Source organism: Streptomyces sp. R35 (genome assembly GCF_041053035.1).
GTDB classification, from domain to species: domain Bacteria; phylum Actinomycetota; class Actinomycetes; order Streptomycetales; family Streptomycetaceae; genus Streptomyces; species Streptomyces lutosisoli.
Genome location: NZ_CP163440.1, coordinates 6006445 through 6025323, shown reverse-complemented (window position 1 = coordinate 6025323; position 18879 = coordinate 6006445). Strand labels below are relative to the sequence as shown.

Genomic DNA, 18879 nt, shown 5'->3' with positions numbered 1-18879 from the left:
TTCCGCCCTCCTTCTTCCTTCGGTCAGGGCAACGCTCACTAGGGCGTTCTGTCGTCATGTGCAGCGATTTACCGACAGCGCCGCCAAGGTGGCATGGGACCGAAGCGGAATAAATACGACAAGCCGATCAAAAGCCCGGTTCACTCTGGAGAGTGATTTAATGCCCCATTTGCTCCGAAATTCCGCACAAGACCTTTACTCTGCATTACGATCCGTTTACCGAGCGTTGAAAATCCCGCCGCTGCAAGCCGTGACCCACGGCCGCGATCCGCCCCCCGCCGCTTTGGACGGGGGACCACCTGTTCCGCGACCGCGCTGCCCCGGAGGAGACGGGAACCATGTCTGCCTGCGTCCCCACCCGCGCCGCCGACTCGACTCGGCCGACGCGCATCCACCAGCCCCACAGCCCCCCACCGACCCCGCCCCGCCGATTCCGTATCGCGGGCGCCGACCTCTCGGCCTCGATCGCGGTCTTCCTGATCGCCCTGCCCCTGTCCCTCGGCATCGCCCTCGCCACCGGCGCGCCGCTCCAGGCCGGCCTCGTCGCCGCCGCCGTGGGCGGACTCCTCGCCGGCCGGCTCGGCGGCTCACCGCTCCAGGTGAGCGGGCCCGCCGCCGGGCTCACAGTCGTCACCGCCGAGCTCATCCACCACTACGGATGGCGTACGACCTGCGCCATCACCGTCCTCGCCGGAATCGCCCAACTGGGACTGGGCTGCCTGCGGGTGGCCCGGACGGCGCTCGCCGTCAGCCCCGCGATCGTGCACGGCATGCTCGCCGGCATCGGCGTGACCATCGCCGTAGCCCAACTGCACATCGTCCTGGGCGGCACCCCACAGAGCTCCGTCATCGACAACCTCCGCGCCCTGCCCCACCAACTGGCGCACGTCCACCCCGCCGCGGTGTCGATGAGCGCGCTGACGCTGGCGCTCCTGCTCATCTGGCCGCGGATTCCCGGGCAGGTCGGGCACGTGCTGCGCAAGGTCCCGGCCGCGCTCGTCGCCGTCGCCGGGGCCACCGCGACCGCCTCGCTCGCCGGGCTGACCCTGCCCAAGGCCGACCTGCCGTCCTGGAGCAGCCACGCGCTGGCCGGGCTGCCCGAGGCTCCGGTCCTCGGGATCGCCGCCGCCGTCCTCACCGTGACGCTGGTGTGCAGCGTGCAGTCGCTGCTCGGCGCCGTCGCCGTGGACAAGCTGGTGACGGGGCGGCCCGAGCTGCGGTCCCGGGTGGGCCGCTCCGACCTGGACCGGGAGCTGCTCGGACAGGGCGCCGCCAACATCGTCTCCGGCGCGCTCGGCGGGCTGCCGATCGCCGGGGTCGCCGTACGAAGTTCCGCGAATGTGCAAGCCGGCGCCGTGAGCCGGAACTCCACGATGCTGCACGGCGTTTTCGTAGTAGTTGCCGCGCTGCTGATGGTCCCGATCCTGGAGCTGATCCCCCTCGCATCGCTCGCCGCCCTGGTGATGGCCGTCGGCATCCAGATGGTGTCCCTGCACCACATTCGCACGGTCACCCGCCACCGCGAGGTGCTGGTGTACACCGTCACCACGCTCGGCGTCGTCATCCTCGGAGTTCTCGAGGGAGTGGCGCTGGGGGTCTCCGTGGCCGTCGGGGTCGCCATGCATCGCCTCGCCCGCACCCACATCACACTCGAAGAGAAGGAGGGAGTCCATTACGTACGTGTACGAGGGCAGTTGACGTTCCTCGCGGTGCCACGGCTCAGCCGCGCCCTGCATCTGGTGCCCCAAGGGGCCGACACCGTGGTGGAGTTGGACGGCTCGTTCATGGACCACGCGGCGTACGAGTCCCTGCAGGACTGGCAGAACGCCCACTTCGCGGGCGGCGGCAGGGTCGAGCTCACCGGGCGGGCCGGAACCCGGATCGCCGAGCCCGCGAGTTCCGCCCACTGCCGTTGCCGGCCCTGGACGCCATGGCGCAACCATCACTGCGAGACCTCAGCGACCCCGCAGTCCGTTCCTTCCGGTGCCCAGCCGGACAGGACAGGGGAGACGACCGACGGCTCCGCACCGAGCGGGCAGGACGGATCCCGAGGGCAGAGCGGGCACCAACTGGCGCGCGGCATCAGCGCGTTCCAGCGGAACACCGCGCCCCTGGTGCGGGGTGAGCTGGCGCGGTTGGCGCGGGAAGGGCAGCGGCCGTCCCAGCTGTTCCTGACCTGTGCCGACTCACGGCTCGTCACATCGATGATCACCTCCAGTGGTCCGGGTGACCTCTTCGTCGTACGGAATGTGGGCAACCTCGTGCCGTTGCCCGGGGAGGAGAGCGGAGACGACTCGGTGGCCGCGGCGATCGAGTACGCGGTGGATGTGCTGAAGGTGCGGTCCATCACGGTGTGCGGGCACTCGGGGTGCGGGGCGATGCAGGCCTTGTTGACGTCGGAGCCCGGAGGACCGGTCACGCCGCTCAAGCGGTGGCTGCGGCACGGGCAGCCGAGCCTGGAGCGGATGGCCGCCAAGGACCAGCCGTGTGCGCGGCTTGCCGGGAGGGCGCCCGCCGACGCGGTGGAGCAGCTGTGTCTGACCAACGTGGTGCAGCAGTTGGAGCATCTGCGGGCGCATGAGTCCGTGGCGCGGGCCCTGCGGGAGGGCGTGCTCGAACTGCACGGGATGTACTTCCACGTCGGGGAGGCCCAGGCATATCTGCTGGCCGACGGCGACGGGGGCGAGCTGTTCGATCACGTGGGGGCGACGGAGGATCTGCGCCGTCCCGCGTGACCCGGCCCTGGTGCGCGGCCCCAGTCGGCGGGGCCGCGCGCCGTGTATCGGTTGCCGGCCCGCGTACCGGCTAGCTTCCGGTGTCGGGCGAGTGGGTGGTCACGCCCTCCAGGATGGGGTTGGCGCGCTCCACCAGCACACAGGGCTTGATGGCTCCCTTGACCGCGTAGAACTTCACGGCCCGCACCATTCGGCCGGGGCGCTTGCTGTCGTGCAGCAGGTTGTTCTCGAACGCCAGGGTGTCACCGCGGTGGAGGGTGATCTTCCAGGCGTCCGCGAGGGACCTCGCCTGCGGGGGCATGTTGGAGGGCTCAGAGGCCTTGGCCCTGGGCTCGCCGCCCGACGCCGGCGTGGCGCCGCTGTTCCCTGGGATGACCTCGCCGTTCGCCCGGATGACCTCGCCGCGCGGCTGCTTGCACTGGTGGGTGGCGTCGAAGTTCTGAATGTCGACGTCGATCCCGTTCTCGCGCAGCCGCTGGGAGAGTTCGCGCTGGGCAAGTGGGTTCGGTGTCAGGTCGTTCAGCGTGAGCGTGACGCTGCCGTCGCCGTGACGCTCGACCGCGTACGCCTTCCCATCGGCCGGGGAGCCGGGGACGAGCACGACGGCGAGTGCGGCGGCGGCGCAGGCAGCGGCGGCGAGGGCGAGGCGGGGCGGGGTGACCAAGCGGCGTATTCGCGGGGGCGCTTCAGCCATCCCGGTCTCGCTCACGCCGGTCCCACTCACGCCCGTCTCGCTCACGCCGGTCCCGCTCACGCCGGTCTCGTTCGCCGTGGCCTCGCCGATTCCGGCCTGGCGCAGTTCGATCTCCCGCTGGAGGTCGCTCAGCAGGCGGTCCTCGAAGGTCGTCTTTGTGTTCATGCCTCTCCCCCGATTGCTTCGGATACCTCGGATGCGTACGTCAGTGGTGAATTGGGCGTGGGCCCAGGTGTGGCGTCGGTCTCCGTGCGCAGGGACTTGCGGGCGCGGTGGAGGCGGACGCGGGCGGTGACCTGGCGGATGCCGAGGGCGGCGGCGGCTTCCGGGAGGGTGAGTTGGTCGACGGTGATGAGTTCCAGTAGGGCGCGTTCGCCCTCGGGAAGGTGGGCGAGGGCAGCGAGGGCGCGGCGGCCCGGGCTCTCGGCGTCGAGTTTGTCCTCAAGGCGGGCGATGTCGTCGGCGCCGAGGAGACGGCGGCCGGAGATCCGCTGGTCGCGGAGGGCTTCGCGGGCGATCCGGCGGCGCTCGGAGGAGACGGCGTTGCGGGCGATGCCGTACAGCCAGGCGGTCTCGCTGCCGAGGCCGGGGCGGTAGGTGTCGGCCTAGTCCAGGACCGCGAGGAAGATCTCGGCGGTCAGGTCGGCGGCGGTGTGGGGGTCGTCGACACGCCGGGCGACGAAACGTGTCACGGCGTCGACATGGCGCCGGTAGAACTGTTCGAAGAGCTGTGGATCACGTGTCGCGGCGAGGGGCCCGCCCCGTATCCGTTCCACTCGGTGTCTCCTTCGCTTCGGGGGCACTTCGCCTGTTCTTGGGCCAAGACCCGGGAAGCGTTACCGAGTGAACCCGACCGCCGGACCGTACGTGGCTGTGTACGTGCCTCTGCCGGGTGCCGCAGCACAGGGAGAGGGACGCCACAGCACACGGATAGGTCTAAACCAATTTCGGGTCGGCCCTTGTCACCGGACCCCCCGGTCTGATGAGCTGTGGCCTGGGACACAACGGACACCCTGGGAAAGGGAGATGTCGTGAGCAACGAAAGCCTGGCCAACCTGTTGCGCGAGGAGCGCAGGTTCGCGCCGCCCGCAGACCTGGCCGCGAATGCCAATGTCACCGCGGAGGCGTATGAGCAGGCCAAGGCTGACAGGCTCGGCTTCTGGGCCGAGCAGGCCCGTCGGCTGACCTGGGCCACCGAGCCGACCGAGACGCTGGACTGGTCGAACCCGCCGTTCGCCAAGTGGTTCGCCGACGGGAAGCTGAATGTCGCGTACAACTGCGTGGACCGGCATGTCGAGGCCGGGAATGGTGACCGCGTCGCCATCCACTTCGAGGGCGAGCCGGGCGACAGCCGGGCCATCACCTACGCCGAGCTCAAGGACGAGGTCAGCAAGGCGGCCAACGCCCTGACCGAGCTGGGCGTCGGCAAGGGTGACCGGGTCGCCGTATACCTGCCGATGATTCCCGAGGCCGTCGTCGCGATGCTGGCGTGCGCACGGATCGGCGCCGCGCATTCGGTTGTTTTCGGCGGGTTCTCCGCGGACGCGATCGCCACGCGCATCCAGGACGCCAACGCCAAGCTGGTCATCACCTCCGACGGCGGCTACCGGCGCGGGAAGCCGTCCGCGCTCAAGCCGGCCGTCGACGACGCGATCGAGCGGGTGGACCAGGTCGAGCACGTCCTCGTCGTACGCCGTACCGGGCAGGACGTCGCCTGGACCGAGGGCCGCGATGTGTGGTGGCACGAGATCGTCGAACGGCAGTCCGCCGAGCACACGCCGGAGGCGTTCGAGGCCGAGCACCCGCTGTTCATCCTCTACACGTCCGGGACGACCGGGAAGCCGAAGGGCATCCTGCACACCTCGGGCGGCTACCTCACGCAGGCCTCGTACACCCACCACGCCGTCTTCGACCTCAAGCCGGAGACCGACGTGTACTGGTGCACGGCCGACATCGGCTGGGTCACCGGGCACTCGTACATCACGTACGGGCCGCTCTCGAACGGTGCGACGCAGGTCATGTACGAGGGGACGCCGGACACGCCGCATCAGGGGCGGTTCTGGGAGATCGTGCAGAAGTACGGCGTCACCATCCTGTACACCGCTCCGACCGCGATTCGTACGTTCATGAAGTGGGGCGACGACATCCCCGCGAAGTTCGATCTCAGCAGCCTGCGGGTGCTGGGGTCCGTGGGTGAGCCGATCAACCCCGAGGCGTGGATCTGGTACCGGAAGCACATCGGCGGGGACCGTACGCCGATCGTGGACACGTGGTGGCAGACGGAGACCGGCGCGATGATGATCTCGCCGCTGCCGGGGGTCACCGAGACGAAGCCGGGGTCGGCGCAGCGGCCGCTGCCGGGCATCTCGGCGACGGTCGTCGACGACGAGGCACGGGAAGTGCCGGACGGCGGCGGCGGGTACCTCGTCCTGACCGAGCCGTGGCCGTCGATGCTGCGGACCATCTGGGGTGACGACCAGCGGTTCCTCGACACGTACTGGTCGCGGTTCGAGGGGAAGTACTTCGCCGGGGACGGGGCCAAGAAGGACGAGGACGGGGACATCTGGCTCCTCGGCCGTGTCGATGACGTGATGCTCGTGTCCGGGCACAACATCTCGACGACCGAGGTCGAGTCGGCGCTCGTCTCGCATCCCTCGGTCGCCGAGGCGGCGGTCGTGGGGGCGGCGGACGAGACGACCGGGCAGTCGATTGTCGCGTTCGTGATCCTGCGGGGGACGGCTTCCGCCGAGGATGACGGGCTGGTGGCCGCCCTTCGCAATCACGTGGGGGCCACGCTCGGTCCGATTGCCAAGCCGAAGCGGGTGCTGCCGGTGGCGGAGCTGCCGAAGACGCGGTCCGGGAAGATCATGCGGCGACTGCTGCGCGATGTGGCCGAGAACCGGGAGCTCGGTGACGTGACCACGCTGACGGACTCCACGGTGATGGACCTGATCCAGGCGAAGCTGCCGGCGGCGCCCAGCGAGGACTGAGGGGTTTCCCCCACCCACCCGCCCTTTTTTGTGGGTGTGGGGGCACTGCGGGCCCCCACACCCCCTCCCATCGCGGGGCTCCGCCCCTGCACCCCCTGCACCGCTGGGGCTCCGCCCCGGACCCCGTAGGCCGGTTCTTTGGCCGCGGGTGGGTGGGGGCTTGTCGCGCAGTTCCCCGCGCCCCTGAAAGACCCGGGGTGGGCGTGCCGCGCCGCCCTGCGAGAGGTCCGGTCCCCCATCGGAAGGCCGGGCCCCCGACGCGCGCCAAGCAGCCTTTTTGTGCCTAATGTGAAGATCGCCGCATGGGCTCGGCCGCATATTAGGTAAGCTAAGGAAAGCGTCAAAAGCGCGACAAGATCGTTCATGGTGTGCCGGGAAGTCTGGTCGGCGAGTGCTCAGTCATGCCCACCCGACCGGAGGTCCCCACCGTGGCCGCGCCCCGCCCCCGTACCCCCGCCCGCAGGTTCCTCGGGCGGCTGTCGCTGCCCGAGCGGAACTTCGTCGGGGACGCGCTGCGTACCGAGACTGTGGGTGGCGTGCTGCTGCTGGTCGCCGCGGTTGCCGCGCTGATCTGGGCGAACACCCCGCTGCGGGACAGTTACGAGACCGTCAGCAACTTCCACATCGGGCCCGCCGCCCTCGGGCTCGATCTCTCCATCGAGCACTGGGCGGCCGACGGCCTGCTCGCCGTGTTCTTCTTCGTCGCGGGGATCGAGCTCAAGCGCGAACTGGTCGCCGGGGATCTGAAGGATCCGAAGGCCGCGGTGCTGCCGGTGGTCGCGGCGGTGTGCGGGATGGCCGTTCCCGCGCTCGTGTACACGCTGGTCAATGTCACCGGCGGGGGCTCGCTCAGCGGGTGGGCCGTGCCCACCGCCACCGACATCGCCTTCGCGCTCGCCGTGCTCGCCGTCATCGGGACGTCGCTGCCGTCCGCCCTGCGCGCCTTCCTGCTGACGCTCGCCGTCGTCGACGACCTGTTCGCGATTCTGATCATCGCGGTCTTCTTCACCGAGACCATCAACTTCGCCGCCCTCGGTGGAGCCGTCGTCGGACTCGCCGTCTTCTGGCTGCTGCTGCGCAAGGGCGTACGCGGGTGGTACGTGTACGTTCCGCTTGCCCTGGTCATCTGGGGGCTGATGTACAACAGCGGCATCCACGCGACCATCGCCGGTGTGGCGATGGGCCTGATGCTGCGCTGCCACCGGCACGAGGGCGAGGAGCACTCCCCCGGCGAGCACATCGAGCATCTTGTGCGGCCGCTGTCGGCCGGGCTTGCCGTGCCGCTGTTCGCCCTGTTCAGCGCCGGGGTCGTGGTCTCCGGCGGGGCACTGGGAGATGTGTTCACGCGGCCCGAGACCCTCGGTGTCGTGCTCGGGCTCGTGGTCGGCAAGGCGGTCGGGATCTTCGGCGGGACCTGGCTCGCGGCCCGGTTCACCAGGGCCTCGCTCAGTGAGGACCTGGCCTGGCCGGACGTCTTCGCCGTCGCCTCCCTCGCCGGGATCGGCTTCACCGTGTCGCTGCTCATCGGCGAACTCGCCTTCGACGGCGACCCGGTGCTCACCGACGAGGTCAAGGCCGCCGTCCTGGTCGGCTCGTTCATCGCCGCCGTGCTCGCCACGGCGCTGCTGAAGATACGCAACGCGAAGTACCGCGCGCTCTGCGAGGCGGAGGAGCTCGACGAGGACCTCGACGGCATCCCCGACATCTACGAGCAGGAGAACCCGGCGTACCACCTGCGGATGGCGGAGATATACGAGCGGAAGGCCGCCGAGCACCGCAGGCTTGCCGAAGTGGCGGGCGGGGCAAGCGAGGGGAACGACGGTCCGGCATGATCTGACCCGACGGTACAAACAGAAGCAGATGAGGGAGATCGCGATGAGCGCACCCGACGGCAGCCCGGTCGGCGCCGAACGCAGCATCGGCCAGCTGTTCGCCTCGGCGACGACCGAGATGTCCGCACTGGTGCACGACGAGATCGCGCTGGCGAAGGCCCAGCTCAAGCAGGACGTCAAGCGCGGTGCGGTCGGCGGCGGGGCGTTCGCGGCGGCCGGCGCGGTCCTGCTCTTCTCCCTGCCGATGCTGAACTTCGCCTTGGCGTACGGCATCCGGACCTGGAGCGACTGGAACCTCGCGATCTGCTTCGTACTGTCGTTCGCGGCGAATGTGCTGGTCGCCGTCGTCCTCGCGCTGATCGGCGTGATCTTCGCGAAGAAGGCCAAGAAGAGCCAGGGCCCGCAGAAGGTCGCCGCCTCGATGAAGGAGACGGCGGGCGTCCTGCAGAACGTCAAGCCGCATCCCCGCCCGGAACGGGTCGAGGACACCGTCAAGGCTGTGGCACGCTCGTCCTCATGACGGACCCCGCCACACCTTCGGCGCAACCCACCTCGGCCGTACGACTCGACGGTCCCTGGACTCATCGTGATGTCGCCGCCAACGGCGCGCGCTTCCACATCGCCGAGATGGGGGACGGGCCGCTCGTCCTGCTGCTGCACGGCTTCCCGCAGTTCTGGTGGACGTGGCGGCACCAGCTGGTGGCACTCGCCGACGCCGGGTTCCGAGCCGTGGCCATGGACCTGCGCGGGGTCGGCGGCAGCGACCGCACCCCGCGCGGCTACGACCCCGCCAACCTCGCGCTCGACATCACCGGGGTCGTACGGTCCCTCGGCGAGCCCGACGCCGCGCTGGTCGGACACGACCTGGGCGGCTATCTGGCGTGGACGGCGGCCGTCATGCGGCCCAAGCTCGTCCGCCGGCTCGCCGTGTCCTCCATGCCGCATCCCCGGCGCTGGCGCTCCGCCATGCTCTCCGACGTCAAGCAGACCGCCGCGGGCTCCTACATCTGGGGGTTCCAGCGGCCGTGGATCCCGGAGCGTCAACTCGTCGCGGACGACGGCGCCCTGGTGGGTCGTCTGGTACGGGACTGGTCGGGGCCTCAGCTGCCGGACGACGACGCCGTGGAGACGTACCGCCGCGCCATGTGCATCCCGTCGACGGCGCATTGCTCGATCGAGCCGTACCGGTGGATGGTGCGGTCCATGGCGCGCCCGGACGGCATCCAGTTCAACCGGAGGATGAAGCGGCCGGTCCGCGTCCCGACGCTGCATCTGCACGGCTCGCTCGACCCGGTGATGCGGACGCGGAGCGCGGCCGGATCCGGGGAGTATGTCGAAGCGCCGTACCGCTGGCGACTGTTCGACGGTCTCGGGCACTTCCCGCACGAGGAGGACCCGGTGGCGTTTTCGACCGAATTGGTCAACTGGCTGAAGGATCCCGAGCCCGATCGGTGACCCGTCGGCGACCGTCTGAGAACACCTGTCCTACGAACAGCCAATTGCCCGGCGCATAGGCCAATTGGGGGCCCGGGGCGCGGTTATCGACCTTGGGGCAGGGGCAGACGTCGGGGTATGGGCTGGACGCACGACTACAGTGACGCAGCACGCACACGCCGCTCGGCCTCGGGCCTGAGCTCCCATCAGAGGGGCACCCCGCAGCTGCCGGGCACGGACCCCCAAGTGGGGATTCCGCGCATTCTGCGCCGCCGGGCCCGCTGGGTCTCGGTCCGGCTGCGCCACCCACGCGGCTAGGGTCTGCCGACCCGCCGGACTACAGCGCGCAGCTGTCGCTGTCCACCTGCTGGTTCGCGGTACGCCCCTTGGCGACGTCCTCCTGGACCTCGTCCGCGGTGAGTGCGTAACCGGTGTCGGCGTTGTCGAGCGACTTCGCGAAGACCACGCCGTACACCTTGCCTTCGGGTGTCAGCAGCGGGCCGCCGGAGTTGCCCTGGCGCACAGTCGCGTAGAGCGAGTAGACGTCGCGGCGCACCGTCTTACGGTGGTAGATGTCCGGGCCGTTGGCCGTGATGCGGCCGCGCACGCGCGCAGGCTGGACGTTGTACGACCCGTTCTGCGGGAAGCCGGCGACGATCGCGCTGTTGCCGCTGCTCGCGTCCTGGGTGGTGAACTGCAGCGCCGGCGCGTTCAGGTTCGGTACGTCGAGTACGGCGATGTCGCGCTCCCAGTCGTACAGGACGACCGTGGCGTCGTACTTCTTGCCCTCGCCGCCTATCTGGACGGTGGGCTCGTCGACTCCGCCGACCACGTGCGCGTTGGTCATCACGCGACGGTCGCCGAAGACGAAGCCGGAGCCTTCGAGGACCTTGCCGCAACTCTGCGCGGTGCCCATGATCTTGACGATGGACTTCTGGGCGCGGGCGGCTACGGCGCTGTTCGCAAGGGCCGGGTCGGGGGGCTGGACCTCGGTGATGGGCTCGTTGGCGAACGGGCTGAAGACCTGTGGGAAGCCGTTCTGCGCGAGGACCGAGGAGAAGTCGGCGAACCAGGTGTTGGCCTGGGCGGGCAGGGCGCGGGACACGCCGAGCAGCACCTTGGAGTTACGGACCTCCTTGCCGAGCGTCGGCAGCGTCGTACCGGCGAGGGCCGAGCCGATCAGCCAGGCGACGAGCAGCATCGCCACGACGTTGACGAGGGCGCCGCCCGTCGCGTCCAGGGCGCGGGCCGGGGACCACGTGATGTACCGGCGCAGCTTGTTGCCGAGGTGGGTGGTGAGGGCCTGGCCGACGGAGGCGCAGACGATCACGACGACCACCGCGACGACGGCGGCGGTCGTACTCACCTTGGTGTCGTCGGTCGCCCAGCCCCAGATGACGGGGAGGACGTAGACGGCGACGAGGCCACCGCCCAGGAAGCCGATCACCGACAGGATGCCGACGACGAAGCCCTGGCGATAGCCCACGATCGCGAACCACACGGCGGCGACCAGCAGCAGGATGTCCAGCACATTCACGGAGGTCACCTTGTCATGCGCGCCAGTCGAGCGGGACCTGGTTCTCCCGGTCCCACGGGCGCTCCCAGCCCGCGTAGTGCAGCAGCTTGTCGATCACGCCGGCCGTGAAACCCCAGACCAGGGCGGATTCGACCAGAAATGCCGGACCTCGGTGGCCGCTGGGGTGCACGGTGGTGGCGCGGTTGGCGGGGTCCGTGAGATCCGCCACGGGGACCGTGAAGACGCGGGCCGTCTCCGCGGGGTCGACGACACCGACCGGGGTGGGGCGGCGCCACCAGCCCAGGACCGGGGTGACCACGAAGCTGCTCACCGGGATGTACAGCTTCGGCAGCACGGCGAAGAGCTGGACGCCGCTCGGGTCGAGGCCGGTCTCCTCCTCGGCCTCGCGGAGAGCCGCCCGCAGCGGTCCGTCGGTCTTCGGGTCGCCGTCCTCAGGGTCGAGGGCGCCGCCGGGGAACGAGGGCTGTCCGGCGTGCGATCTCAGGGAGCCCGCGCGCTCCATGAGCAGCAGCTCGGGGCCGCGGTCGCCCTCGCCGAACAGGATGAGGACGGCGGACTGCCGCCCCGCGCCGTTCACCGGGGGCAGGAAGCGGCTCAGCTGGAGCGGCTCGACCGTCTCGGCGGCGCGCACCACCGGGGCCAGCCAGTCGGGCAGGCCCTCCTTGCTGAGCGCCACCGGACCGCCCTGCGAGCCATCCGTGTCATGCGTGCCGTGCGTGGCCTGCCCCTCGTGCCTGCTGTGCGTGTTGCTCGCGTGCGTCATCGCCACCCCCGTTCTGCTGTTCCCAACGCCTGCCGGTGCCGTGTTCGTTCCGTCATCCGGCGCCCAGTGGGGGTGCGGGGATGCCGCCCGCGTCCAGGTAGGACTGCGGGGGCTTGAGGCGCTGGCCGGGGAAGCCGCCCTTCTCGTACTTGAGGAGCTTCTTCGCCTTCTCGGGGTCGGTCTCGCCCTCCCCGTACGCCGGGCAGAGCGGGGCGATGGGGCAGGCGCCGCAGGCGGGCTTGCGGGCGTGGCAGATACGGCGGCCGTGGAAGATCACGTGGTGCGAGAGCATCGTCCACTCGCTCTTCGGGAAGAGCTCGCCGACGGCCGCCTCGATCTTGTCCGGGTCGGTCTCGTCGGTCCACTGCCAACGGCGGACGAGCCGCTGGAAGTGGGTGTCCACGGTGATTCCAGGGCGCCCGAACGCGTTGCCGAGGACGACGAAGGCGGTCTTGCGGCCCACACCGGGGAGTTTGACGAGGTCTTCGAGGCGGCCGGGGACCTCGCCCCCGAAGTCGTCCCTCAACGCCTTGGAGAGCCCTATCACCGACCTGGTCTTGGCCCGGAAGAACCCGGTCGGCCGGAGGATCTCCTCGACCTCCTCCGGGTTGGCCTCGGCCAGGTCCTCGGGGGTCGGGTACTTGGCGAAGAGCGCCGGCGTCGTCTGGTTCACCCGCAGGTCGGTGGTCTGGGCGGACAGGACCGTGGCGACGATCAGCTGGAAGGGGTTCTCGAAGTCCAGCTCCGGGTGGGCGTACGGATACACCTCGGCGAGCTCGCGGTTGATGCGCCGGGCCCGGCGGACGAGGGCGGTGGGCGACTCGGTCCTGGGGGGCTTGGCGGCGGGCACGGTTTTCGTGGCCTTCGTGGCCTTCGCCTGCTTCGCGGTCTTGGCGGTCTTGGCGGTCTTGGCGGGGGCCGCGCTCTTCGCGGCCTTCGCCGGCGCCGCGGTCTTCACGGCGGCCTTCGCGACCTTCGGCGTCGCCTTCTTGGTGGTCACTTTTGCGGGTGCCGCCTTCTTTGCGGTGGCTTTCGCCTTTTTGGCGGGCTTCTTGGCAGCGTTCTTCGCCGCCGCGCTGACCGGGGTCTTCACAGGCGTCTCCACCGGCGTCGCCGCAGGCACCTTCACCTGCGTCGACTTTGTCGCTATTGTCGGTTTCCTGGTTCCGTCCGGGCCCTGTTCGCCCACAGCGGAATCGCGACGTACAACCACCCGCCCAGCCCCCTTGGCCTGTGCTCTCACCGGCGATTTGGACACCCGGCCAGCCTAAAGCCCGGCACTGACATCCGCCCCGGACCCAGGAGATCGGCCCCCAATTGGCCCCCTGCCGCACTGCCCGGGACGCCAGTGCGGCAGACTTGTGACTGATCACACTGTTTGGACCGTCCGGCAAGATGGGGAACACGGTCCCCTGGTACCAAGGGGGAGCAACATCCCCTGAGCAGGTCGACAAGGAGAGAACTCGTGGACGACGTTCTGCGGCGCGCCCCGCTCTTCGCGGCGCTGGATGACGAGCAGGCCGCGGAGCTCCGCGCCTCCATGAGTGAGGTGACCCTCGCACGCGGTGACGCTCTCTTCCATGAGGGCGACCCCGGGGACCGCCTCTACGTGGTCACCGAGGGCAAGGTGAAGCTCCACCGCACCTCCCCCGACGGCCGCGAGAACATGCTCGCTGTCCTCGGCCCCGGTGAGCTGATCGGCGAGCTGTCGCTGTTCGACCCGGGCCCGCGCACGGCGACCGCCACCGCGCTGACCGAGGTCAAGCTGCTGGGCCTCGGCCACGGCGACCTCCAGCCCTGGCTGAACGCGCGGCCCGAGGTGGCCGCCGCGCTGCTGCGCGCCGTCGCCCGGCGCCTGCGCAAGACCAACGACCAGATGTCCGACCTGGTCTTCTCGGACGTCCCGGGCCGCGTCGCCCGCGCGCTCCTGGACCTCTCGCGCCGCTTCGGCGTGCAGTCCGAAGAGGGCATCCACGTCGTGCACGACCTCACGCAGGAGGAGCTGGCCCAGCTGGTCGGCGCGTCCCGCGAGACGGTCAACAAGGCGCTCGCCGACTTCGCGGGCCGCGGCTGGCTCCGCCTGGAGGCCCGCGCGGTGATCCTGCTGGACGTGGAGCGCCTCGCGAAGCGCTCGCGCTAGTCCCGGACTCGCTGAATAGCCGAATAGCTGAACAGCCGAGAACGCATGTGAAGGGCCCTGCCGTACGGTGGGGCCCTTCTCGTGTCACCGGGGCGGGGTCCAAGGGGTGGGGATGGACGAGGACAGAGTGCCGGAGCCGGTCTAAGGCGGAACGTCGGCGCGCCCTTGGTGGCGGCGGGGGCCGGCCTCGGCGCCACGGCTGTGGAGGATCGGCCGGGAGCAGGGGGACCCCGGCGCACTGCTCGGCGCCTGGGCCGTGGCCGGAACCCTCGCCCTGGCCCGCTTCGACCGGGTGCAGGCGTACGGCCTGACCACCGGTGAACCCCTGTGGACCTGGCGGCCGCCCGGCGACGAGATGATCGCCCACGTCTCGCAGGACGCGCCGGACGGGGTGGGCGTCGTCCTGCACATACCGCGCCACGACGGCGGGGACAGCCACGCGGAGCATGTCCGCCTCACCGGGCTGGACCTCGGCACGGGCAAGGTGGTCTGGTCACGCCGGCAGCGCGCCGACGGGCTGGGATCCGTCGGCGGGCACGCGCGCGAGGTGGCCCTCGGCGGTGGCCGGATCGCGACCGTCCGTACACCCGCCCCCGCCCCCGCCGCAGACACGGAGCCCACGATCCGGGTGCTCGACGCGCGCACCGACACCCTCCAGTGGGAGCGACCGCTCCCCGGGGACTGGGGCGACGTCTCCGTCCTGGCGGCCCGCCCCGTCGTCGTGTCCGCCGTCGGCCGCGAAGAGGGTGCTCCCCACCGGCTCCACGTGATGGGCGAGGACGCGGAACAGACGATCGAACTGGCCATGTCGCACGAGGGGTTCGGGCCGCACACGGCGGTCGTCGGCGACACGCTCGCCGTCGAACTCGTACCGCCCCACTACGACGACCAGGAGGACGAGGGAAGCGAGCTTCGCGTGTTCTCCGGCACCACGGGCGGCTCCCTCTGGAGGTGGCACAGCACATACGGCCGCACGGTCTTCCCGCTGGCCCACCGGGGCTGCCTCGTGGTCCTGAACGGCTACGGAGACCGGGCGACCGTGCTCGATCCCGCCGACGGCCGCGTCGTGGCCGAGCGCGCCCTGCCCGGCTACAGCCATCGGGCGCTCCTGGCCGCCTCCGGGGACTGCCTCGCCGTGATCTGCACGGCGGCACGCCCCAACCATCGGGTGCGCGTGTTCCGCTGGAGGTGACGCAGCGGATGGCACAGGAAATGGTCCGCCGGAAATGACATGACCCCACGGCTCCGCCGGTGCACAGTGGCCCCATGAACGACAAGGGGCTCGACGAGCAGGGCTGCATCGCGCGCGAGGGCTCCCTCGGGCGGATCCCGCGGGAGTTCCGGCCCGTGGTGGCCGCGGCCCGCGACCGGCTGACGGACGTCTTCGGGGCGCGGATGACGAGCGCGTACCTCTACGGCTCGATTCCGCGCGGCACCGCGCGCGTGGGGCGCTCCGACCTCGATCTGCTCCTCGTCCTGCGCGAGGAGCCCACCGAGGCGGACCGCACCGACGCCCGCACGCTGGACGAGGCGCTCGACAAGGAGTTCGCGCAGATCGACGGCGGCGGGACGCTGCTGGTCAGCCGTGCGCAGCTGCTGAGCGACCTGGAGAGGTACGACCTCGGCTGGTTCGTCGCCTGCCTCTGTACGCCGCTCCTGGGCGAGGATCTGGCCGAGTATCTGCCGCGCTACCGCCCCGACTCGCTCCTGGCCCGCGAGACGAACGGCGACCTCGCGCTGCTGCTGCCGCGCTGGCGCGAGCGGATCGCCGGGGCCGCGGACACCGAAGAGGCCCGGCGCCCGCTCGTCCGCTTCATGTCACGCCGTCTCGTGCGCACCGGCTTCACGCTCGTCATGCCCCGCTGGAACGGCTGGACCAGCGACCTGAGGGAGATGGCCGAGGCGTTCGGCGCGTACTACCCGGAGCGGGCCGCGCAGATGCGGGAGGCGGCCGTCCTGGGGTACGAGCCGGTCGGCGACCTCGCCGTCCTGCGCTCGTACGTCGACGGCCTCGGGCCGTGGCTCGCCGAGGAGTACGCGCGCGTGCATGGCGTTAAGGCGCCACGCCCCTGAGCTCCTCCCTCGGAGCCCCAAAAACGCCTGCGTGCCCAGTGCCTAGATGAGGCCGTGCTCGCGCAGGTAGTCCATCTGCGCCAGCACGGACAGCTCCGCCGCGGGCCACAGGGAACGGTCCACATCCCCGTACACATGCGCGACGACCTCGCCCGACGACCGGTAGCCGTTCTCGACCGCCGTCTCGACCTGGGCGAGTCGGTGGGCGCGATGGGCGAGGTAGAACTCGACGACGCCCTGGGCGTCCTCCAGGACGGGCCCGTGGCCGGGCAGGACGGTGTGGACGCCGTCGTCGACCGTCAGGGAGCGGAGCCGGCGCAGGGAGTCGAGATAGTCGCCCAGACGGCCGTCGGGGTGGGCCACCACGGTCGTACCGCGGCCGAGGATGGTGTCGCCGGTCAGGACCGCCCGGTCGGCCGGGAGATGGAAGCACAGCGAGTCGGCGGTGTGCCCCGGGGTCGGCACGACGCGCAGCTCAAGGCCGCCGACACTGATCACATCCCCCGCGGACAGCCCCTCGTCCCCGAGCCGCAGCGCCGGGTCCAGCGCCCGCACCGTCGTCCCGGTCAGCTCGGCGAACCGCGCCGCGCCCTCGGCGTGATCCGGGTGCCCGTGCGTCAGCAGCGTCAGCGCGACCCGTTTCCCGGCCTTCTCCGCCGTATCCACGACATTCCGCAGATGTACGTCGTCCAGGGGCCCCGGGTCGATCACCACCGCGAGCTCGGAGTCCGGCTCGGCGACGATCCAGGTGTTGGTGCCGTCCAGGGTCATCGCGGAGGCGTTGGGGGCGAGGACGTTGACGGCGCGCGTGGTGGCGGGGCCGGAGAGGACTCCGCCTCTCGGCTGGCCGGGGAGGGCGGCTGCGTCGGTCATGCGGGGGCTCCACCGGTCGGGATGTGCTTGGTGAACTCGTCGTGTCCGGGCCAGGCGAGGATCAGCTCGCCGTTCTCCATACGCGCCTTGGCCAGGACGGGGGTCAGATCGCGGGTGGGTGCGGCGGCGAGGGCGTCGGCGGCACTGTCGTACGGGATGAGCTGACGCAGGGTCGCGACGGTGGGCGGCATCATCAGAAGCTCGCCCTTGTCGTACGAGGCTGCCGCGTCCGCCGGGCGGATCCATACCGTGCGGTCGGCCTCCGTGGAGGCGTTGCGGGTGCGCTGGCCCTCCGGGAGGGCGGCCACGAAGAACCACGTGTCGTAGCGGCGGGACTCGAACTCGGGGGTGATCCAGCGGGTCCAGGCGCCCAGGAGGTCCGACCTGAGGACCAGGCCCCTGCGGTCGAGGAACTCGGCGAAGGAGAGCTCGCGGGCGACCAGGGCCGCGCGGTCCGCTTCCCACTCCTCGCCCGTGGTGTCGCCGACCACGGTGTCCGGGGTCGGGCCGGCGAGCAGGACGCCCGCCTCCTCGTACGTCTCCCGTACCGCCGCGCAGACGATCGCCTGGGCGGAGGTCTCGTCCACGCCCAGCCTGTTCGCCCACCACGCGCGCGTGGGGCCCGCCCAGCGGATGTGGTGCTCGTCGTCGCGCGGGTCCACGCCGCCGCCCGGATACGCGTACGCGCCTGCGGCGAAGGCCATGGAGGCGCGTCTGCGGAGCATGTGCACGACGGGGGTGGACTGGGTGTCCTTCAGGAGCATGACCGTGGCCGCGCGCTTGGGGGTGACCGGGGTCAGCGTGCCCTCCGCGAGCGCGCGGATCCGCTCTGGCCACTCCGGTGGGTACCACTGCCCATTCGCCATGGGCGGAGGCTATCCCGAGCCGGGCGGATGTTCGAGAGGCGTCAGGGGATCTCCGGGCCGACGTCGAGGCCGGGTTTTGCGCCCCCGCCGCCCCTACCCGTCCCATCCCCCAGGGGCTCCGCCCCTTCGACCCCGGGGGGTTGTGTGCCGGGTGCGGGTGGGTGGGGGCTGGGTTAAAAGATTGCGCAGTTCCCCGCGCCCCTTAAGGGGCGCGGGGAACTGGACGGGCTGCCGTGGTCGCCTACGGGGCCGTCAGCTCCACCTGGATCTCGACCTCTACCGGGGCGTCCAGCGGGAGTACCGCCACGCCGACCGCGCTGCGGGCGTGGACGCCCTTGTCGCCGAGGACCGCGCCCAGGAGTTCACTCGCGCCGTTCAGGACACCCGGCTGGCCGGTGAAGTCCGAGGCGGAGGCGACGAAGCCGACGACCTTCACGACGCGCGCGACGCGGTCCAGGTCACCCGCGACCGACTTGACCGCGGCGAGGGCGTTCAGCGCACAGATGCGGGCCAGGTCCTTGGCCTCCTCGGCCGTGACCTCGGCGCCCACCTTGCCGGTGACCGGAAGCTTGCCGTCCACCATCGGAAGCTGGCCCGCGGTGTAGACGTACACACCGGACTGCACGGCCGGCTGGTAGGCGGCCAGCGGCGGCACGACGTCCGGCAGGCTCAGCCCGAGTTCCGCCAGCTTCGCTTCGACGGCGCCGCTCATGCCGACCTCTCCCGCTTCAGATAGGCCACCAGCTGCTCGGGGTTGTTCGGCCCGGGCACGACCTGGACGAGCTCCCAGCCGTCCTCGCCCCAGGTGTCCAGAATCTGCTTCGTGGCATGGACGAGCAGCGGCACGGTTGCGTATTCCCACTTGGTCATGTGGCCGACTGTAGCCGTTGCCGACCAGCCCTTCCCGCCCGCGTCGGCCACCGCCTCACACACACGTTGTCC

At 70.7% G+C, this 18879-nt stretch carries 17 protein-coding genes and 1 pseudogene; 9 read left to right on the top strand and 9 right to left on the bottom strand.

Going from position 1 to position 18879, the window contains the following annotated elements; all coding sequences use genetic code 11:
• Positions 1–338: 338 nt before the first annotated feature.
• Complete coding sequence (locus AB5J50_RS27545) at positions 339–2735, top strand: SulP family inorganic anion transporter (RefSeq protein ID WP_369260939.1); 2397 nt, start codon at positions 339–341, stop codon at positions 2733–2735.
• A gap of 70 nt (positions 2736–2805) precedes the next feature.
• On the opposite strand, the gene AB5J50_RS27540 is transcribed toward AB5J50_RS27545, so the two are convergent.
• On the bottom strand, positions 2806–3594 hold the full coding sequence (locus tag AB5J50_RS27540; RefSeq protein ID WP_369260938.1) for a hypothetical protein: 789 nt from the start codon (positions 3592–3594) through the stop codon (positions 2806–2808).
• Positions 3591–4205, bottom strand: a pseudogene (locus tag AB5J50_RS27535) (RNA polymerase sigma factor). The gene AB5J50_RS27540 and the pseudogene AB5J50_RS27535 overlap by 4 nt, the downstream one beginning before the upstream one ends.
• Positions 4206–4418: 213 nt before the next feature.
• On the opposite strand from AB5J50_RS27535, the gene acs reads away from it, so the two are divergent.
• The 5 genes from acs (at position 4419) to AB5J50_RS27510 (ending at position 10003) form a co-directional block, all read left to right on the top strand.
• Positions 4419–6419, top strand: coding sequence for an acetate--CoA ligase (gene acs / locus AB5J50_RS27530; protein WP_369260937.1), 2001 nt, complete (start codon positions 4419–4421; stop codon positions 6417–6419).
• A 401-nt stretch (positions 6420–6820) separates the two neighbouring features.
• A complete protein-coding gene (gene nhaA, locus AB5J50_RS27525; protein WP_369260936.1) occupies positions 6821–8251 on the top strand; it encodes a Na+/H+ antiporter NhaA in 1431 nt (476 codons plus the stop codon).
• A gap of 43 nt (positions 8252–8294) precedes the next feature.
• Positions 8295–8771, top strand: a complete 477-nt coding sequence (locus AB5J50_RS27520) for a phage holin family protein (RefSeq protein WP_327430449.1) — start codon at positions 8295–8297, stop codon at positions 8769–8771.
• The gene (locus AB5J50_RS27515; RefSeq protein ID WP_327430448.1) at positions 8768–9706 is read left to right on the top strand and encodes an alpha/beta hydrolase; all 939 of its coding nucleotides are present in this window, start codon (positions 8768–8770) and stop codon (positions 9704–9706) included. The genes AB5J50_RS27520 and AB5J50_RS27515 overlap by 4 nt, the downstream gene beginning before the upstream one ends.
• A gap of 117 nt (positions 9707–9823) precedes the next feature.
• Positions 9824–10003 carry a hypothetical protein gene (locus tag AB5J50_RS27510; RefSeq protein WP_327430447.1) on the top strand — a complete coding sequence of 60 codons (180 nt, stop codon included), beginning with the start codon at positions 9824–9826 and terminating at the stop codon, positions 10001–10003.
• Between the two features lie 19 nt (positions 10004–10022).
• Here AB5J50_RS27510 and AB5J50_RS27505 read toward each other — a convergent pair whose 3' ends face one another.
• Genes AB5J50_RS27505 through nth form a run of 3 tightly spaced genes read right to left on the bottom strand, consistent with a single transcriptional unit; the run spans position 10023 to position 13078 of the window.
• Positions 10023–11222, bottom strand: a complete 1200-nt coding sequence (locus tag AB5J50_RS27505) for a MarP family serine protease (RefSeq protein WP_369260935.1) — start codon at positions 11220–11222, stop codon at positions 10023–10025.
• A 13-nt stretch (positions 11223–11235) separates the two neighbouring features.
• Positions 11236–11985, bottom strand: a complete 750-nt coding sequence (locus AB5J50_RS27500) for a CoA pyrophosphatase (RefSeq protein WP_327430445.1) — start codon at positions 11983–11985, stop codon at positions 11236–11238.
• Positions 11986–12037: 52 nt separating this feature from the next.
• Positions 12038–13078 carry an endonuclease III gene (gene nth / locus AB5J50_RS27495; RefSeq protein WP_369260934.1) on the bottom strand — a complete coding sequence of 347 codons (1041 nt, stop codon included), beginning with the start codon at positions 13076–13078 and terminating at the stop codon, positions 12038–12040.
• Between the two features lie 372 nt (positions 13079–13450).
• Between nth and AB5J50_RS27490 the strand changes: the two genes are divergently transcribed.
• The 3 genes from AB5J50_RS27490 to AB5J50_RS27480 all read left to right on the top strand — a co-directional run bounded on the left by AB5J50_RS27490 (position 13451) and on the right by AB5J50_RS27480 (position 16198).
• Positions 13451–14125: a Crp/Fnr family transcriptional regulator gene (locus AB5J50_RS27490; protein ID WP_006382668.1), complete on the top strand. Its 675-nt coding sequence runs from the start codon at positions 13451–13453 to the stop codon at positions 14123–14125.
• A gap of 199 nt (positions 14126–14324) precedes the next feature.
• Entirely contained in the window at positions 14325–15317 is a 993-nt protein-coding gene (locus AB5J50_RS27485; protein ID WP_369265529.1) for a PQQ-binding-like beta-propeller repeat protein, read from the top strand.
• Positions 15318–15391: 74 nt separating this feature from the next.
• Positions 15392–16198, top strand: a complete 807-nt coding sequence (locus tag AB5J50_RS27480; protein WP_369260933.1) for a nucleotidyltransferase domain-containing protein — start codon at positions 15392–15394, stop codon at positions 16196–16198.
• A gap of 42 nt (positions 16199–16240) precedes the next feature.
• Here AB5J50_RS27480 and AB5J50_RS27475 read toward each other — a convergent pair whose 3' ends face one another.
• From AB5J50_RS27475 to AB5J50_RS27460, 4 genes are all read right to left on the bottom strand, one after another.
• Entirely contained in the window at positions 16241–17071 is an 831-nt protein-coding gene (locus AB5J50_RS27475; RefSeq protein ID WP_369260932.1) for an MBL fold metallo-hydrolase, read from the bottom strand.
• Positions 17068–17937 (bottom strand): NUDIX hydrolase, encoded by an 870-nt coding sequence (locus AB5J50_RS27470; protein ID WP_369260931.1) that lies wholly within the window; start codon positions 17935–17937, stop codon positions 17068–17070. Before AB5J50_RS27470 ends, AB5J50_RS27475 begins: the two co-directional genes overlap by 4 nt.
• Positions 17938–18178: 241 nt before the next feature.
• Complete coding sequence (locus AB5J50_RS27465; protein ID WP_327430439.1) at positions 18179–18649, bottom strand: RidA family protein; 471 nt, start codon at positions 18647–18649, stop codon at positions 18179–18181.
• Positions 18646–18807, bottom strand: coding sequence for a DUF4177 domain-containing protein (locus tag AB5J50_RS27460; protein WP_143608830.1), 162 nt, complete (start codon positions 18805–18807; stop codon positions 18646–18648). Before AB5J50_RS27460 ends, AB5J50_RS27465 begins: the two co-directional genes overlap by 4 nt.
• Positions 18808–18879: the final 72 nt, after the last annotated feature.

Excerpts from the sequence above, each read along its gene's own strand:
- AB5J50_RS27480 (WP_369260933.1), top strand. The coding sequence starts at position 15,392 with ATGAACGACAAGGGGCTCGACGAGCAGGGCTGCATCGCGCGCGAGGGC.
- nhaA (WP_369260936.1), top strand. The coding sequence starts at position 6,821 with ATGCCCACCCGACCGGAGGTCCCCACCGTGGCCGCGCCCCGCCCCCGT.
- AB5J50_RS27475 (WP_369260932.1), bottom strand. The coding sequence starts at position 17,071 with ATGACCGACGCAGCCGCCCTCCCCGGCCAGCCGAGAGGCGGAGTCCTC.
- AB5J50_RS27500 (WP_327430445.1), bottom strand. The coding sequence starts at position 11,985 with ATGACGCACGCGAGCAACACGCACAGCAGGCACGAGGGGCAGGCCACG.
- AB5J50_RS27510 (WP_327430447.1), top strand. The coding sequence starts at position 9,824 with ATGGGCTGGACGCACGACTACAGTGACGCAGCACGCACACGCCGCTCG.
- AB5J50_RS27470 (WP_369260931.1), bottom strand. The coding sequence starts at position 17,937 with ATGGCGAATGGGCAGTGGTACCCACCGGAGTGGCCAGAGCGGATCCGC.
- AB5J50_RS27515 (WP_327430448.1), top strand. The coding sequence starts at position 8,768 with ATGACGGACCCCGCCACACCTTCGGCGCAACCCACCTCGGCCGTACGA.
- AB5J50_RS27545 (WP_369260939.1), top strand. The coding sequence starts at position 339 with ATGTCTGCCTGCGTCCCCACCCGCGCCGCCGACTCGACTCGGCCGACG.
- AB5J50_RS27465 (WP_327430439.1), bottom strand. The coding sequence starts at position 18,649 with ATGAGCGGCGCCGTCGAAGCGAAGCTGGCGGAACTCGGGCTGAGCCTG.
- AB5J50_RS27460 (WP_143608830.1), bottom strand. The coding sequence starts at position 18,807 with ATGACCAAGTGGGAATACGCAACCGTGCCGCTGCTCGTCCATGCCACG.
- AB5J50_RS27540 (WP_369260938.1), bottom strand. The coding sequence starts at position 3,594 with ATGAACACAAAGACGACCTTCGAGGACCGCCTGCTGAGCGACCTCCAG.
- AB5J50_RS27520 (WP_327430449.1), top strand. The coding sequence starts at position 8,295 with ATGAGCGCACCCGACGGCAGCCCGGTCGGCGCCGAACGCAGCATCGGC.